Origin of the sequence: Desulfobulbus sp. (genome assembly GCF_031547805.1) — a bacterium.
Taxonomy (GTDB): Bacteria; Desulfobacterota; Desulfobulbia; order Desulfobulbales; family Desulfobulbaceae; genus Desulfobulbus.
Genome location: NZ_JAVBRQ010000005.1, coordinates 104,726 through 121,105 on the forward strand (window position 1 = coordinate 104,726; position 16,380 = coordinate 121,105).

Sequence of the window (16,380 nt, forward strand, 5' to 3'; positions counted from 1 at the left end):
CGATCTCTTCCCGGTTGCACACATTTTTTTCACGGCACATCGAACGGTGCTGTTTTCGGCGGCAGGGATGGCCAATCCAGGCCGGTTTGGGATGGGGCGCCAACGTGCCAACGGCAGACGTCTTGAACGCGGGATAAAGAAAACCCCTTTGGCTCAAGAGGGAAAGGCAGCCAAAGGGGATAAGGAGAAAAGCCACATGAAAAAGGCTTACCTTGAATGTAGGTCGATCAACCTCGTGGCACAAGGGGCTTTTGCGCAAAAATGGTATTTATTCTCATTTTCTTGACAAAGAAAACCCCTTTGGCACAGGGGGAAAGTGCCAAAGGGGAAAAGGAGACAGCCAACGGATTTGGCTAATACTGATCTTAGGTCAGCCCTCGCCGCGATACAAGGGGGTGGGCCAAAAAAAATCTTAAATACGTATTTTTTAAGGTGAGGTTCTGCGAAAAAGCCGTGCCTGGATGAATCGGCAGCCAATCGCCGGTTCGACAGCCGTAAATACAGCAAAAAGAAACCCCCTTTGGCACAAGGGGGAATGGCAACCAAAGGGGGGAGGAGAAGAGCCACATGTTCATGGGCTTGACTTGAATGTAGATCGACCGGGTTTGTGGCACAAGGGGGCTTGTGTGAAAAAATGAATTTTATTTGCATTTCACATTGTTGGAGAAGTAAAAAAATCGGAGTATCAGGAGGACCCGTACGAACGGGGCAAGTTTTCAGGCAGCGGCTTGGTGAAGAAAAAGCCGGAGGCGAGGGGAAAGAGGCCGGGAAATGAATATTCGGTTCGTCCCGTGAGCAAACCTGTCAGCGGAAGGTTTTCTTCCTGCTTTTCTTCCTGCCAAAGGAGGATGACGTGAAACGACGACCATCCAACTTCAGGCAAAGGGCTTTATTTTTTTACTGAGGCAACCGATAAACTTCAGGCAACTATCTTTTTTTTTTATTGAATTTCGGACACACTGTGCGCTAAAGGTGACTTTGACGGGGTGTTTTCCCCTCTCTCTACCTTCCTCAAGTCAGGCGTGAAGCGCTGTACAAAAGATGCCGGGCAAGCAGCATGGCCCTCTCAAGGGGAGTGCCATGTCCGGTTCCACAACCACCAAGGGAGATTGTATGCGTAAGACCGCTACCAAGTCGGATTCCATGGAACAAGTCCGCGAACTGCTGTTGGGCACCCAGATGAAAGATGTGGAAAACCGGTTCCAGCGTTTGGAAGAACGTTTCCAGCGTGATCTCTCCGACCTCAGGGATTCTGTCAAGAATCGCATTGAGTCCTTGGAGAGCTTTATGAAGAGTGAATCCGCTTCCTTTCTGCATCGCTTGCGCGAGGAACAGGAAGAGCGGGGCGCAGCGCTTAAAAACGAGCAACGGGAAAGATTGGATGCCCTCAAGACCGAGAAAAGCGAACGCCAGGAGGCTTTGAAAAACGAGCAGCGCGAACGCAGCGAAGGTCTTGCCCAGGTGATGCGCGACCTGACCACACTGTTGCAGGAGCAGGAGCGGAAACTCAAGGCCCTGTCTGGAACCCTGGACACCACGGAACGGGAACTGAGACAGCTCTTGCTGTCTGAAAACGCCAGACTTTCCGACAAGGTGGAGCAAAAGTACAAAGACGCCTTGAACGTTTTGACCAATACCGCCGGCCAAATCCGCCACGACATGGCCACCCGCTCCCAAGTTTCCAGCCTTTTGACCGAGATGGCGGTGAAACTGAGCGGCCAGTGGACCGACGCGCCGCCGATTGCCATGGTTTCGGAAACGATCGAAGAGGATAGCAGCGAGGAATACTCTGAGTCGTCAGAATGACGGATACCCTGAACGCTTCTCCGTCCCCTCCGGGGGATGGAGAAGTGGAAAGTCTCCATTCCGTCCTCCCGCCGGAGGCCCGGACGGTCGAGGACTGCCCCTCCTTGTCCGTGGAATCGTCTTGTTCTGCTCCGAAAAGCGACGTTACGGACATACCCGCCATGGCGGAAAAATCCAATGTTTCTTTCATCGAAGAACAGGCACCGCCCGCGCGTGAAGGCGAGGCGCCTTCCATCTCCCCGGACTTGTGGAACGACCTTCCCGAGATTCCGAACGACGAGGAACTGCACCGGTTGCGCGAACTGCTGTTTCAGCGCGAACTGGCCATCATCCAGCGTCTGAAAGACAGTCTCAACGATCCGCGCCAGAACGCCAAGCGGGTAAGCGAGGTGGTCGCCGAAGCCCTGCTTCTGCGCGGCGACGACAACCGCCTGAATACCGCGCTGGAACCTGCGGTGAATGCCATCCTCAAAACCTCGCTCAATCGGCACCAGTCCGATTTCGTGGGGGTGCTCTTCCCCTTGATGGGGCCGTCCATTCGTAAATCCATTGCCGAAACCTTCCGCTCCATGCTGGAAGGCTTCAGCAAAAGCCTGGAGATGTCCTTTTCCTGGAAAGGCTTGCGCTGGCGAATGGAAGCCCTGCGCACGGGCAAACCGTTCAGTGAAATCGTGCTGTTGCACACCCTTGCCTATCGGGTGGAACAGCTTTTTTTCATTCACAGCGAAACCGGGCTGGTCTTGTCGCACCTGACCAACGAAGGGGTGGGAACGCAAGACGCGGATATGGTTTCGGCCATGCTGACCGCCATCCAGGATTTTGTCCGCGACTGTTTTGCCAGCGGCTCCGAAGGTGAGTTGGAATCTTTGCATCTGGGAGATTTCACCATCATCATCGAAAAATATTCCAAGGCGTATTTGGCCTGCGTTTTGCGCGGCACGCCGCCATCCAATTTTCGGGAAGGCCTGCGCGCCACCCTGGAAACCATGCTCATCGAATTTGCCGAGCCCCTGGAATCCTTTTCGGGGGACACCGCTCCTTTTACCGGTGCCACCCGGCACCTCGAACCCTTTCTCGTCACCCGCTATCAAGAGGAAGGCCAGAAACTTCCCTGGTGGGGCAAGGCCCTGCCGTTGCTGGCGGTTTTGATCCTTGCCGGGGGGATTGGCACTTTTTGGTACCACGCCCGCGAACTCAGGCAGCAGCAGGCGGCCCATATGTCGCTCATGCAATCGGGGCTCGACTTTTTGCGCAAAGAGCCCGGTCTCACCTTGACCCATGTCAGCCAGGACACGGACGGGCCTTGGGAGGTCATGCTTCTCAAGGACGACCTAGCGAAAACGCCCGGTGACGTGCTGCAGGCACAGGGTTTTCGGCCGGATGCCTTTATCTTCAACACAATTCCCTACATTTCTTACGATCCTTCCATTGTCGCCAGAAGGGTGAAAAACGCCATTGATCTTCCGTCAACAGTGACTATGGATTTCAGCCAAGGTATGCTGACGTTCACCGGTACCGCCCCTCTGGCCTGGATTGCCGGGGCCAAGGAGACGGCCCGCACGCTGCCGGGGGTCAAGCAGGTGGATATGAGCGGGGTAAAAGATCCGCTGCTGGACCGCATCACCGCCATGATCAAATCGATTGAAAGCGCCGATATCGAATTTCCCCTGGGGAAGGCCATTCCGGTGGCAACGGATATCCCCAAGCTTGCGTCGGCGGTGGATACGCTGGTAGAGTTGGAGAAACTTGTCAGCGGCATAGGATTCACCCTCAGCCTGACCATCTATGGCCACGCGGATGCCACCGGGCTGGAGACGAGGAATTACGAAATCAGCCAGGACCGGACGCGCACGGTCGCAGCCATGCTGTACGCCAGGGGTTCCAGCATTCCCATCGCCATGTACGGCATGGGTTCGCAATATCCCAAGGGGGAAAAGCCAAACGGGCAGGTTGCTTCTGTGCCCAAGGAGGATCAGGCGAGCCGACGGATCGAACTACGGGTGCATATCGCCCGGCCGGCCACCTCGGGAGTCGATATTTTTACGCGGTAATCTTCCGGCGGGAGAGAGGATTGCCAAAACAAGCAGTATCCCTTCGTTGTTTATCTGCATCCATTACTTTTTTAATATGTGCCATGCGGCACAGTCGTGCCGTTGTATCATGATCAACAAAAAAATTTGTATGCTCGGTGCGTTTTCCGTGGGTAAAACATCCCTGGTGGCGCAGTATGTACACTCTGTTTTTTCCGACAAATACCTTTCCACGGTAGGGGTGAAAATCAGCAAGAAAACAATTGCTGTCGATGATGGTCAAGAAGTAACGCTGGTCTTGTGGGATATGGAAGGCCGAGATATTTTCACGAATGTCAATGTCGGATATCTTCGGGGAGCTATGGGATTTTTTGTGGTTGCCGATGGAACGCGGGCGGAAACCTTGGACACGGCGCTGGAACTGCGCTCCTTGGTGCTCGACCAGGTGGGCGAGGTTCCCAACGCCCTTTTGGTCAACAAGGCGGATTTGGCCGATCAGTGGGAACTCACAGAAAGTACGCTGAACCAGGCCAAGGCCGAAGGAATCCCTGTGTTCCACACCAGTGCCAAGACCGGCCAGTCGGTGGAAGAGGCATTCAGGACGCTGGCCGAAGCAATGTTGATGAAGGCGGGGAGAAACGTTTGAGGACCATGGAACATCTTGCCATGCAGGTTCTGTGCGCGCTCGATATCGCCTTGCTCAGACGGGTAGATGCGAAACAATACGAATTTTTTGGCCAGGCGCCTCCATTTTACGACGACCTTTTCCCGCCTTCGCGGGAAGGGCATTGCGTGAAGCCGTGGGAGCACTCCAGCATGCTGGAGATCTTTTTCGAGGATGCGGAAACCTTTTTCATCGATCGGGAAGCGGGAATCTTTTCCTCGGGCATTTGGCAGGAAGAAGGGAAGACCGGGGACGAGTCCGCTCTCATTGCCATGGCGCAGACTTTTGGCGGCGAACAGATCGTCATCATCCGCCTGCTCCAGGATGACTTTAATGAGCGGTCGGTGATCTTGGGCAAGGCCCGCGCCCAACTGCTGGAAAATCGTGCCCTGTCGCGCAGCCTGGAGGTATACAAGGAAAAATCCCAGCTCGACGGCCTGACCATGCTGTTGAACCGGACCGCGTTCATGGACTCCTTGCCTGCGGAAATTCGCAAGGCCGAATCCACAAGCCATCCTCTTCCGGCCATCATGCTCGATATCGACAACTTCAAGGTCATCAACGACACCTTGGGGCACGTCACCGGCGACCGGGTATTGCGGGCACTGGGCCGGATACTGCGGGCCAGCCTGCGCCGGGGCGATATCGTGGCGCGTTACGGCGGGGAGGAGTTTATCATTCTCCTGCCGGCCTGCGAGTTGCGCAAAGCCCTCACCATTGCCGAGAAACTCCGGAAAACCATAGAAGACCACGTGGTGGACGATGCCCCGGGATTCACCGTGAGCATGGGGTGCAGCCTCCATCAGGCGGGCGAAACGCCGGACAGCTTCATCCAGCGGGTGGATATGGCCCTGTACGAGGCCAAGCGCAGCGGCAAGAACCGGGTGTGCATGCGCTGAGGGTCGACAAAAAAAGCACTTAACCGTTGCGGGCCAAGTGCTTGATTTTATGGAGCCGATAACCGGACTTGAACCGGTGACCTACTGATTACGAATCAGCCGCTCTACCAAACTGAGCTATATCGGCATTGTGCTGGGAGGGATTGTTGAGAGGTACAATTTGAGGTTCCTTGATGTAGCAGTTTTATGGTAGAGTGTCAAGATTATGAATGGATCTTTCATCTTGCGCGCCATACTTCTGCTGGCCCTGGCCGGCTGCCGGACCGAAGACCCCAAGCCTCCCCCCCCATCTCCACGAACCACCGCTGCCATTGAGACGACCTCGCCGGCCAAAATTGGCTGCGCGGGGTGCCATGCCGAGGTGCAACTCGATGCGGCGCACCAACTGGCCTGCACCTCCTGCCATGGCGGACAGGACCACGAAGGCCAGGTCGACAAGGCCCACGCGGGGTTGATCGCCCGTCCGAGCCATCCTAGCCGGATGGCCCAGGCCTGCGGCAGCTGTCATCCCGGCCAGGTCCGTGCCGCCGCCGCTTCGAGCCATTTTACCCTGTCTGGCCTGATCAACACGGTGCGCAAACACTTCGGCGCCCAGGACCGCCTGGAGCAGCCCGCCGACATTCCCGCAGCCGACCCTGCGTCCGGGACGCTTGCCCTGGCGGACGACATGCTGCGCCGCCGCTGTCTTCGTTGCCATGTGTATTCAAGGGGCGATACTTACGATGCCGTCACCCATGGGACCGGTTGTGCCGCCTGCCATCTGGCCTTTGCCAAGGGTAAGCTGGCCTCGCACGCCTTTGTCCTGCCCACGGACAAGCAATGCCTGAGCTGCCACTACGGCAACCGGGTGGGCAGTGACTATTACGGCCGTTTCGAACACGATTTCAACTGGGAGTACCGCACTCCCTATTCCTCGCAAACCAGCCTGAACACCGCTCCGCGCCCGTCCGGGGTGGAATGGCACGATCTTGCGCCCGACGTCCATCGGCAGCGCGGCATCGTTTGTATCGATTGCCACCGACACAGCGGCCACGACCGCCAGGAACCACGGATCACCTGTATCGCCTGCCACGATTGGCGGCCCGGCCAGCCGGCCCCCGGCCTCGATACGTTGTCGGTGCGCGGCCGGGCGCTGGTGCTCACCGGGTGGGCGGATGGCAAGGAGCACGCGGTGCCGTTGCTCCGAAACCCGGCGCACCGGCAATACGGCGCGCGGGTTGCCTGCCAGGTCTGCCACGGACAGTGGGGCTTCAACGACGCACCCACCTATCTGCTGCTGTCCAACCGCCACGAATACGAACCGTGGGAGCGGCTGGTCGTCCAAGGAAGTTCCGAGGTCGAGGCCCTGCTGGAGCATAATCTCCACTATTCGGACGAAAAACCCCTGACCATGCGCGACGGCCTGACCGGCGAACCGCGGCCGGGCATCTGGTACCTGGGGTACGGGCAGCGCCGCTGGGAGCAGATGATCGTGCGCAAGGATACGGACGGCAAGATCAAGGTCTTCCGCCCCTATCTCGATCTGCATCTGTCCATGATCAAAGCCGACGGGCAGGTGCCGTTCGACAACATCGTCGGCAAGAATTCCGGTTTGCTGCCGTACACTCCGCATACCACCGGTCCGGCCGGGCTTTTTTTCCTGAACCGGTTCCGCCATCTCCTGTCCGCCGAAGAGAAATGACCTTGCTCACCGTTTTATCCCGTTCCCTTCGCCTTGTTCATCTCCTTGCGCTCATCCTCGTGGTGGGGCTGGCTTTCGGTTGCGCCTCCAAGGCGCCGGGAACCCGTGGAGGAGGCGAAACTCCCTCCAAGTCGGGCAAGAAAAGAAGCAAAACTCCGGCCACCCAGCGGCCGTATGTGATCAACGGCACCACCTATTACCCCATTCCTTCGGCCATCGGTTATGTCGAGCAAGGCATTGCCTCGTGGTACGGCGAACCGTTCCACGGCAAGAAGACGTCCAACGGCGAAACCTACAATATGTACGGCGACACGGCGGCCCACAAAACGTTGCCCATGAACACCATCCTGCTGGTGAAGAACCTGGAGAACGGGCGTTCGACGATCGTGCGGATCAACGACCGAGGGCCGTTTGTCCAAGAGCGGATCATTGACCTGACCTTAACCAAGGCCAAGGAACTCGACATTGTCGGCAAGGGGACCGCCAGGGTGGAAATTCTGGCCATGGAAACGCAGCCACCGGGACAGGAGCAACTGATTGCCACCGCACCGGCCAAGCCGCCGGCCGAAACCGGCAAGCCGCCGGCAGGATCGGACAAGCCGCAGCCGCAGCCTCCGCCGGCCAAGGCGCCGCCGATTCCGGATTTCGACAAGGGGAATTTCTACGTGCAGGTGGGGGCCTTCGTCAAGATCGAGAACGCCCGCACCCTGGCCAAGGCCTTTGCCAAGCGGGGACGCGACGTCGTGATTCAGCAGTATCCGGCCGCGGGCATGAATCTCTATCGGGTAATGATTTTTGCCAGCAATTCGCTGGCCAAGGCCAAAGTGTACGAGAAGGAGCTGGAGGCTGAAGGGTTCCGCTACGCCTTACTGCTGGCCCGTTAGACAGCGAGCTTCTAAGGCGCGGACCGCGGCGGCGAACCGGCGGATAAGGCCGTGGTTTTTCTGGCCGGGCGCATCCTCGAGGCCGGAGTTGGCATCCACGCCGTACGGCCGGACCCGCGCCAGGGCCTCGTCGATGTTGTCCATATCGAGGCCGCCGGCCAGCAGAAACGGGCGGGTGAGACCGAGCCGGTCGATCAGTGCCCAATCAAAGGTTTGCCCGGTGCCGCCGACCGCATCTTTTTGATAGGTATCAAGAAGAAAGCCGTGGACCACATCGCGGTAGGGCGCCACCTCGGCGGCCGTGGTTTGCCCGCCGACGCGGATGGCCTTGAGCAGCTTGCAGGGTGCGGCCAGGACGGCCAGCTCGCGGCAATAGGCGGGCGATTCCGCGCCGTGCAGTTGAACGATGCCGATGCCGCATTCCCGGACGATTGCAGCCACCCGCTCCGGCTGCTCGTCGACAAAAACTCCCACCGCATCGACCAGGGGCGGCAGCTGGGCGATGATCGCCCTGGCCGTCTCGGGCGTGACCATCCGGGGACTTTTCCTAGAAAAAATAAACCCCAGGCCGTCGACCCCGGCCTCGACCGCACACAGCGCGTCCGCCAGGCGGGTCATGCCGCAGATCTTGATCCGCACCCGGCCAACGGCGTTCATTTTCCGAGGAACTCCCGCAACAACCGATCCTGCTTGCCGGCCCGCATCAGGCTCTCGCCGATCAGGGCCGCCTTGACCCCGGCCGCCTGCAGGCGTTGCATGTCGGCTGCCAGGGCAATCCCCGATTCGCTGACCACCGGAATTGTTCGCGGCACCTTGGGCAGCAGGCGAAAGGTGATTTCGAGGCTGACCGAGAAATCTTTGAGATTGCGATTGTTGATTCCGATCAGCCGGCTTCCGGCGGCAAGCGCGTCCTCCAATTCCCGTTCGTCGTGTACCTCGACCAGCACGTCCATCCCCAGGGCCTCGGCCTGGAGACGGAAATCGCGCAACTGCTCCGGGACCAGGATGGCGGCGATCAGGAGAATGGCATCGGCGCCGACTGCCTTGGCTTCCTCGATCTGGAGCGGGTCGATGATGAAGTCCTTGCGCAGCACCGGCAAGTCGACCGCCTCGCGCACTTGAGGGATATAGGACAACGCTCCCTGGAAGAAATCGACATCGGTGAGCACCGAGAGGCAATGGGCGCCTCCGTCCCGGTAGTTGCGGGCAATGCGCACCGGGTCGAAATCGGGCTGGATGACCCCTTTCGAAGGGGAGGCCTTCTTGGCCTCGGCGATGATGGCCACGCCCGGCGCTTCGGTCAGGGCCCGGATGAAGCCGCGCGGAGGTGGAACGGGCCGGTCGGCGACCGGCAGGCCGCGCCGTTTGAGGGCCGCCACTTCCTCGTATTTTCTGGCGACAATGGTATCGAGGATCATTTGCTTCCCCTGCTGAAACGAACCAATTCTTCCAGTTTGGCCAGGGCCGCCCCGGAGTGGATGATTTCCCTGGCCAGGGAGATACCGGCCGCGATGGTTTCGCTCTGGCCGGCGGCCATAAGGGCGGTGCCGGCATTGAGCAGGACCATGTCCAGCTTGGCGCCGGCCTCGCCGCCCAAAACGGATCGAACCTGGGCCGCCGATTCCGCCGCGTTCCTGCCGCCGCGGATGGCCGCCATGTTCGCGGTCCGCAGCCCGACTTCTTCCGGGGTCAACGTCGAGGCGGTCACGGTGCCCAGGTGGCCGTCGGCCAGATGGGTGGTACCGGTGACGGTCATTTCATCCAGATTGCCTTCGCCCCAGACGATCACCGCCCGTTTCATGCCCAGCCGCACCAATACCTCGGCCAGGACCGTGGTCAATTCGCGGGAAAACACGCCGGTGAGCTGCACATTGGCGCCGGCCGGATTGGTCATCGGGCCGAGGATGTTGAACAGGGTACGGATGCCGATCTCGCGGCGCGGACCGACGGAGTATTTCCAGGCGCTGTGCAGCATGGGGGCGAAGAGAAAACCGATGCCCACTTCGCGCACGCAGGCCGCCACTTTCTCGGGCCGCATGTTCAGATCGACGCCGAGCGCTTCCAGGACATCGGCGCTGCCGCAACGGGAAGACACCGCCCGGTTGCCGTGCTTGGCCATCGGCACGCCGGCCGCGGCCACCACGAAACTGGTGGTGGTCGACACGTTGAAACTGCCGGAACCGTCGCCGCCGGTGCCGACGATATCCATCAACACCTCGCCGGCCCCGGTGTCGACGCCGGTGTCGACGAAGGTGGCTTTCTGCCGAATCACCCTGACCGCGCCGACAATCTCGTCGATGGTCTCCCCCTTCATCCGCAGCGCGGTGATGAAGGCGCCGATCTGAGCGTCGGAAGCCTCGCCGCTCATGATCTCCTGCATCACAAAGATCATCTCTGGTTCGCTCAAATGCTCCAGCGCAACCACCTTGGCGATCGCTTCTCTAATCATGCATCACCTCTTTGCCGCGGTCGGGATTATGCCGGGGCACGGAGCAGTTGCTCGTAGTCCGGCCGGAGGAAGTTGTGCAGCAGAGTGCTGCCCGGTCCGGTCATGATCGATTCGGGATGGAATTGGACGCCCTCGATCGGCAAGGTGGCGTGCCTGAGCCCCATCAGCTCGCCCTGATCGGTATGGGCAATGGCCGCCAGGCAGTCGGGCAGCGGTTCCTCCACCACCAGGGAGTGATAGCGCATGGCGTCGAAGGGGACCGGCAGTCCGGTGAACACGCCGCGGCCGTCATGGTGGACCGGGCTGGTCTTGCCGTGCATCAGGCGGGTGGCGCGGATCACCTTGCCCCCGAAAGTCTCGCCGATCGACTGGTGCCCCAGGCACACCCCCAGCACCGGGATGCGGCCGGCGAAGTGGAGGATCGAAGCCATGGAGATGCCGGCCTCCCTGGGCGTGCACGGGCCGGGAGAGATGAGCAGCCGCGTCGGGTTGAGCGATTCGATCCCGCTGATCGTGATGGCGTCGTTGCGGAACACCTTGATCTCCGGAGGCTGCCATCCCGAAGGCGCTCCGAGCGGGGCGGTGGCCAAGGTTTGCACGATGTTGTAGGTGAAGGAATCGTAGTTATCGATGATGACGATCACGGCTCAAAACCCCTTTTCAGCCAGTTCCAGGGCCCGGCGCAGTCCCATGGCCTTGTTGATGGTTTCCTCGTACTCTTTTTTCGGGTCGGAATCGGCCACGATGCCGGCTCCGGCCTGGATCCACACATCCTGGCCCTTGAGGACAAAGGTGCGGATGGCGATGCAGAAATCCATGTTGCCGGAGAAGCCGAAATAGCCGACCGCGCCGGCATAGGGCCCACGGCGGCCGGCCTCGAGTTCGTCGACGATCTCCATGGCCCGGATCTTGGGCGCGCCGCTCACCGTGCCGGCCGGAAAGCAGGCCGCCATCACGTCGAACTGGTCCAGGCCGGGCCGGAGCTTGCCGTGCACCCCGGAAACGATATGCATCACATGGCTGTAGCGCTCGATCATCAGCAGGTCGCGAACCGTCACCGAGCCGGATGCCGCCACCCGGCCGACGTCGTTGCGGCCAAGGTCGACTAGCATCAGGTGTTCGGCCCGTTCCTTGGGGTCGGCGAGCAACTCCTGCTCCAAGGCCCGGTCTTCGTCCTGGGTGGCCCCCCGCTTTCTGGTGCCGGCAATGGGCCGCAACTCGATGTCGCCGTCTTCCAGCCGCACCAGGATTTCCGGCGAGGAACCGATCAACAGCATGTCCCCCTGGCGAAGGTAAAACAGGTAGGGGCTGGGATTGATGTGGCGCAGGGCCCGGTACAGGGCAAAGGGCTTGACCTGCAGCTCGGTGTGAAAGCGTTGCGACAGCACCACCTGGATGATGTCGCCGGCGAGAATGTATTCCTTGGCCCGCTCGACCATGGCGGCAAAGCTTGCCTCGTTCATGTTGGCGGTGAAACGGTGCGGCTCGACGGGCTGGTCCTGGGCGACGAACTGCTGGGGAATCGGTTGGGCGAGCCGTTCGACGATGTCGTCGATCCGCCGGCAGGCGGCGTGGTAAAGGCGCGAGGTATCGGCGCCGCCCTTGTTCCACACGTTGCAGACCACGGTCAAGGTTTGCTGGATCGCGTCATGGATCAGGACGATCCGCGGCACCATGAAGGAGGAATCCGGCAGATCGAGTGGCGGATGCCGGTCGGAGATCTTTTCCATGAACCGCACCATGTCGTAGCCGAGAAAGCCGACGGCGCCGCCGTAAAACCGGGGCAATCCCGGCGCGTTGCTGACCGTGAACGAGGCGAGCAGCTGCCGCAATTGGTCCAGGGGATTGACACCCAGGCGTTCGTCGCCACCCACGGTCAGGCCGGGGTATTCGATGCGCACCGTGCCGCCACTGCTGGTGAAGGTGAGGAGCGGATCGAGGCCAATAAAGGAATAGCGGCCCCATTTTTCGCCGCCTTCCATGGATTCGAACAGAAAGGCGTGGGGATCGGCACCGGCCACCTTGGCGAAAATGGTGAGTGGGGTGTCGAGATCGGCGACGATGGTCCGGTGCACCGGTACAAGATCGAACGATCGGATCATGTCGGTGAAAGCGCGCGGTTCGGGGAAATACATGAATACAACCTATGACTTCAGTGGCGGGGATCAGGCGGTCCGGGGTGGTATGCGGTTTTCCGGCAAGCCCCTTGGAACAGCAACAACCGGGATTATCGCGGCATCATGCCGGCACAGTTCGGACATCCCGGCCCTTCGCAGGCCGCCGCATCAGACGGAACCCCATCCGAAAGCAACAAAAAAGGCCATGGAGCACGCTGTGTGCCCATGGCCTTAAAGACTACCAAGACTACCAGATGCAGAGGAGTAACGCTTCCACCTTAGGCAAGGGGCTGCATCTTGTTGACCCTTTTGCTCAAGCGGGAAACCTTGCGGGCAGCGGTCTTCTTGTGAATGGAACCCTTGGTGGAGGTCTTGTAAATCACCGGAATGGCAGCCTGCAGAGCGGCTTTGGCTTGTTCCTCGGAACCGGCGGCAAGAGCTTCTTCCACCTGGCGGATGGCGGTTTTCATCGCCGACTTGTTCATCCGGTTGCGCAAACGGCGCATCTTCGATTGACGATCTCTCTTCTCTGCAGACTTATGATTGGCCATGAGAATTCCTAACTCCTTATAAAAGCATCAATGATGAACGAATGAAATGTAAGCTTTGCTGTATACAGAAAATGCCGGCGGATGTCAAGCGTCCTCGCGAGCAAATAGCTGTTATTTTGCATCCGCTGGTTGGCCGGGCGATCTTGTCTTGCGGGTGGCGAAAGAAGGGCTGCCTCGGCCGTTCGACCGGCGTATTTGGCGGAAAATGGGAAAACATTTGGCTGTCTCTGCTCCGGGCCAGGTGATGCGACCACATTTGTTCGCGAGCCAGACGGCGGCCCGGCGGATGCGCGTGCCGCTGTGTCGAGCGGGAAATAATTGTCGGGCGGATTTCGTAATACCTTGCGCCGCCGGACGATTGGTGTATATTTGCCTCTCGCTTATCATGACATTTTCTTTTGTGGACGGGTAGCTCAGCTGGATAGAGTGTTGGCCTCCGAAGCCAAAGGTCGCGGGTTCGAATCCCGCCTCGTCTACCATCAGCAAATAAGCCCCCTTGGGACGTATGTTCCGAGGGGGCTTTTTCCGTTTCCGCCCCCAGCTCCTGGCCGCTTGAACGCGTAGACCAGCGCCGGCAAAACGAAAGGCCCTCTTGGGACGTTACCACGTTCCGGGAGGGCCTTTTTGTTTTATTTGGCGCTGGCGCTGCCCCGGATCGGGGAGGTGGCCGGCAAGGTATTCATCGAGCTCGGAGGTTTCATGGGCTGAGCAATTGAGCCGTAGAAAACAAAAAGGTCTCAGTGGTCGCCACCACTGAGACCTTCCGGAAGTCTTGAGACTTCTGTGTTCAGAATTAATGCTGAACACAGAACACCCGGAAAAAACGGGGTGTCAAGAAGATAGGGAAGTTTTTTGTTTTCTCCGGTCCGGGGGAAATTGAGTGAGTGACCACCGGCAAAGCCGGTGGCTTGAAAGATTGTTAACCGCTCAAAGCGGTATGTTCAACAGATTTTCTGACCACCATTCGGTGGTCGACTATCTGAATAGTTGCAGGGTATCTTGAAAATTAGATGCAGTAATTTGTAACGAATTCATCTCTCAACTTGTTGATTTATCGATAATATGCTATTGTTTCCATCGTTTTAAAGAACCTTGCCACCCTATGACCCGATGGAGAGCCGCCATGATTCAGCCCGGTTTTTTTGATCTGCAGGACCGATTACACAAAATCGACAAAAACGGAGACCCGCTGACCAAGATCAAACAAGCCGTGGACTGGGATATGTTTCGTCCGGCGCTCGAAAAGGCTCGTGACAAGGGCCGACAGTCCAATGTGGGGCCGAAGGGGTACGATGTCATCTTGCTGTTCAAGATTCTCATCCTGCAGTCGTTGTACAATCTGTCGGATGATGCGATCGAATTTCAAATTCTCGACCGGCACTCTTTTGGCCGCTTTCTCGATCTGCACATCAGCCAGAAGGTGCCTGATCCCAGCGAGCGGGGAATTTGCTGTTGCGCACGATCGGCATAGCCCGGGCTCGGGTCAAGATTGGCTTGCGCAACTTGGCGTACAACATTGACCGGATGGGGATGCTTCTGGCTACCAACAGGTGAAGTGCGTCCAGAGAGCGGCAACATGGCAAAAAAACGCCATTGAGCGCAGAAAGAGGCACCGCTAAGGCCCAAAACCGATCGAATTACAAGCCAGAAGAGCATGATCTTTGCGAAAAATTTCCCGGTGGATGCTGACGAGGCTTACTGAGCTAAATTTCAAGATTCCCATATGGACCACGTCATATGAACAAAATACTCCGTGGAAGCGAGTCACTATTGCCATGACCTGCCTACCCGGACGTTGTGACAACTCAACTAGATTTCCACGCATAAGCATGCCAAAACGCCGTCTGGACCACCCCGTAAACTCACCCATCTGTACGCATTGGCGTACAGATGGGTATTGAACGCCTATAGCGTTTCCGCAATGGGAAAAAGAATCAGCTGTCGGGGTGTTCCAGTCCGTAGCGCTTGATCTTGCGCCATAAGGATACCCGGTCGATGCCGAGGATTTTCACCGCCGCCGACCGGTTGCCCTCCACCTCGTCGAGGACCTCCAGGATATAGCGTTTTTCGTGTTCCTCCAGGGTGGGCCAGTCCTGCCGCTGCTCGCGGACCGCGACCCCGTCGCTGTCGCCGAAGGCGGCGGCGATGTGCCGGGCCTCGATGGGTTCGCCGTCGCAGGCGATCAGCATCCGCTGGGCGATGTTTTCCAGTTCCCTGATATTGCCGGGATACTCGTAGAACATCAGCCGCCGTTCCGCCTCGGACGACAGTTGGGGCACGGTTCTGCCCGGTCGGACGTGCTTGGCGAGGAAATGGCGCATCAGCACGGGGATGTCGTCCTTGCGCTCGGCCAGGGAGGGCACGTTGATGGTCAGCACGTCGAGCCGGTAATACAAATCGGAGCGGAAAGTGCCGGCCTCGACCTCGCGCTTGAGATCCTTGTTGGTGGCGGCCAGCACCCGGAAATCGACCGCGACCTCCTCGGTGCCGCCCACCCGGATCAGGGTTCGTTCCTGGAGCACGCGCAGCAGCTTCACCTGCATCGACAGCGGCAGCTCGCCCACTTCGTCGAAGAAAACCGTGCCGCCGGCCGCCGTTTCCAATAGGCCTTTTTTGGCCTTGCCGGCCCCGGTGAAGGCCCCCCGCTCGTAGCCGAACAATTCGCTTGCGATCAACTCCTCGGTGAAGACGCCGCAGTTGAAGGCTACGAACCGTTTCCTGGCCCTGGGGCTGCATTCGTGGATGGTCCGGGCCACCAATTCCTTGCCGGTGCCGGTTTCCCCCTGGATCAGCACGTTGCAGTCCAGCTGCGACACCTGATTGATGGTCTCCCGCAGGGCCTGCATCTTGGGGCTTTGGCCCACGATCCGTCCGGTGCCCTTGCCGACGTCGACCTGTTCGCGCAGGGTCTGGATTTCCCGCCGCAGCAGGCCTTTTTCCAGAGCCTTGTCGACGATCACCCGCAATTCGTTGATTTTAAACGGCTTGGCCACGTAATGGTAGGCGCCCTTACGCATGGCCTCGACCGCGGTGTCGACGCTGGCATGACCGGTGATCATCACCACCTCGGCCGCGGGCCACAGTCGCTTGGCCTCCTCCAAAACCGCCATGCCGTCGATGCCCTGCATGCGCAGATCGGTCAGGACCAGGTCCACCTCTTCCTTGCGCAAGAGTGCCAGGGCCTCCTGGCCGTTCGCGGCCACCCGGACCGCATGGCCATCCTTGACGATGATGTGGGCCAGGTTGTCGCGGGCGATGGGCTCGTCGTCGACCACCAGGATTGTGCGCTTGTGCATCGT

At 59.2% G+C, this 16,380-nt stretch carries 14 protein-coding genes, 2 tRNA genes and 1 pseudogene; 9 read left to right on the plus strand and 8 right to left on the minus strand.

Annotated features, from left to right (window positions below):
• Positions 1-67: 67 nt before the first annotated feature.
• The 5 genes from RMR13_RS02130 (at position 68) to RMR13_RS02150 (ending at position 5,399) form a co-directional block, all read left to right on the plus strand.
• On the plus strand, positions 68-286 hold the full coding sequence (locus tag RMR13_RS02130) for a hypothetical protein (RefSeq protein WP_310598996.1): 219 nt from the start codon (positions 68-70) through the stop codon (positions 284-286).
• Between the two features lie 755 nt (positions 287-1,041).
• Positions 1,042-1,806, plus strand: coding sequence for a hypothetical protein (locus RMR13_RS02135; RefSeq protein WP_310598997.1), 765 nt, complete (start codon positions 1,042-1,044; stop codon positions 1,804-1,806).
• Between the two features lie 161 nt (positions 1,807-1,967).
• Positions 1,968-3,857, plus strand: a complete 1,890-nt coding sequence (locus RMR13_RS02140) for a hypothetical protein (RefSeq protein ID WP_310598998.1) — start codon at positions 1,968-1,970, stop codon at positions 3,855-3,857.
• A gap of 109 nt (positions 3,858-3,966) precedes the next feature.
• On the plus strand, positions 3,967-4,482 hold the full coding sequence (locus tag RMR13_RS02145; protein ID WP_310598999.1) for a Rab family GTPase: 516 nt from the start codon (positions 3,967-3,969) through the stop codon (positions 4,480-4,482).
• Positions 4,483-4,487: 5 nt separating this feature from the next.
• Positions 4,488-5,399, plus strand: coding sequence for a GGDEF domain-containing protein (locus RMR13_RS02150; RefSeq protein WP_310599000.1), 912 nt, complete (start codon positions 4,488-4,490; stop codon positions 5,397-5,399).
• 50 nt (positions 5,400-5,449) lie between these two features.
• Here RMR13_RS02150 and RMR13_RS02155 read toward each other — a convergent pair.
• Positions 5,450-5,526 (minus strand) — tRNA-Thr (locus tag RMR13_RS02155).
• A gap of 96 nt (positions 5,527-5,622) precedes the next feature.
• Here RMR13_RS02155 and RMR13_RS02160 point away from each other — a divergent pair.
• Together RMR13_RS02160 and RMR13_RS02165 are read left to right on the plus strand one after the other, a co-directional pair.
• The gene (locus RMR13_RS02160; RefSeq protein ID WP_310599001.1) at positions 5,623-7,080 is read left to right on the plus strand and encodes a hypothetical protein; all 1,458 of its coding nucleotides are present in this window, start codon (positions 5,623-5,625) and stop codon (positions 7,078-7,080) included.
• The gene (locus RMR13_RS02165; RefSeq protein ID WP_310599002.1) at positions 7,077-7,964 is read left to right on the plus strand and encodes a septal ring lytic transglycosylase RlpA family protein; all 888 of its coding nucleotides are present in this window, start codon (positions 7,077-7,079) and stop codon (positions 7,962-7,964) included. Before RMR13_RS02160 ends, RMR13_RS02165 begins: the two co-directional genes overlap by 4 nt.
• Here RMR13_RS02165 and RMR13_RS02170 read toward each other — a convergent pair.
• The 6 genes from RMR13_RS02170 to rpsT form a co-directional block, all read right to left on the minus strand.
• Positions 7,947-8,621 carry a phosphoribosylanthranilate isomerase gene (locus RMR13_RS02170; protein ID WP_310599003.1) on the minus strand — a complete coding sequence of 225 codons (675 nt, stop codon included), beginning with the start codon at positions 8,619-8,621 and terminating at the stop codon, positions 7,947-7,949. The genes RMR13_RS02165 and RMR13_RS02170 overlap by 18 nt on opposite strands.
• Entirely contained in the window at positions 8,618-9,382 is a 765-nt protein-coding gene (trpC, locus tag RMR13_RS02175; RefSeq protein WP_310599004.1) for an indole-3-glycerol phosphate synthase TrpC, read from the minus strand. Before trpC ends, RMR13_RS02170 begins: the two co-directional genes overlap by 4 nt.
• The gene (trpD, locus tag RMR13_RS02180; protein ID WP_310599005.1) at positions 9,379-10,413 is read right to left on the minus strand and encodes an anthranilate phosphoribosyltransferase; all 1,035 of its coding nucleotides are present in this window, start codon (positions 10,411-10,413) and stop codon (positions 9,379-9,381) included. Before trpD ends, trpC begins: the two co-directional genes overlap by 4 nt.
• A 26-nt stretch (positions 10,414-10,439) precedes the next feature.
• Positions 10,440-11,057: an aminodeoxychorismate/anthranilate synthase component II gene (locus tag RMR13_RS02185; RefSeq protein WP_310599006.1), complete on the minus strand. Its 618-nt coding sequence runs from the start codon at positions 11,055-11,057 to the stop codon at positions 10,440-10,442.
• Positions 11,058-11,060: 3 nt separating this feature from the next.
• Positions 11,061-12,548: an anthranilate synthase component I gene (gene trpE, locus RMR13_RS02190; protein WP_310599007.1), complete on the minus strand. Its 1,488-nt coding sequence runs from the start codon at positions 12,546-12,548 to the stop codon at positions 11,061-11,063.
• A 260-nt stretch (positions 12,549-12,808) separates the two neighbouring features.
• On the minus strand, positions 12,809-13,081 hold the full coding sequence (gene rpsT / locus RMR13_RS02195; protein ID WP_309411039.1) for a 30S ribosomal protein S20: 273 nt from the start codon (positions 13,079-13,081) through the stop codon (positions 12,809-12,811).
• A 402-nt stretch (positions 13,082-13,483) separates the two neighbouring features.
• Between rpsT and RMR13_RS02200 the strand changes: the two genes are divergently transcribed.
• Positions 13,484-13,560 (plus strand) — tRNA-Arg (locus RMR13_RS02200).
• A gap of 644 nt (positions 13,561-14,204) precedes the next feature.
• A pseudogene (locus tag RMR13_RS02205) lies at positions 14,205-14,635 on the plus strand (transposase).
• Between the two features lie 380 nt (positions 14,636-15,015).
• Here the strand turns inward: RMR13_RS02205 and RMR13_RS02210 are convergent.
• Positions 15,016-16,377 carry a sigma-54 dependent transcriptional regulator gene (locus RMR13_RS02210; RefSeq protein ID WP_310599009.1) on the minus strand — a complete coding sequence of 454 codons (1,362 nt, stop codon included), beginning with the start codon at positions 16,375-16,377 and terminating at the stop codon, positions 15,016-15,018.
• Positions 16,378-16,380 lie beyond the last annotated feature (3 nt).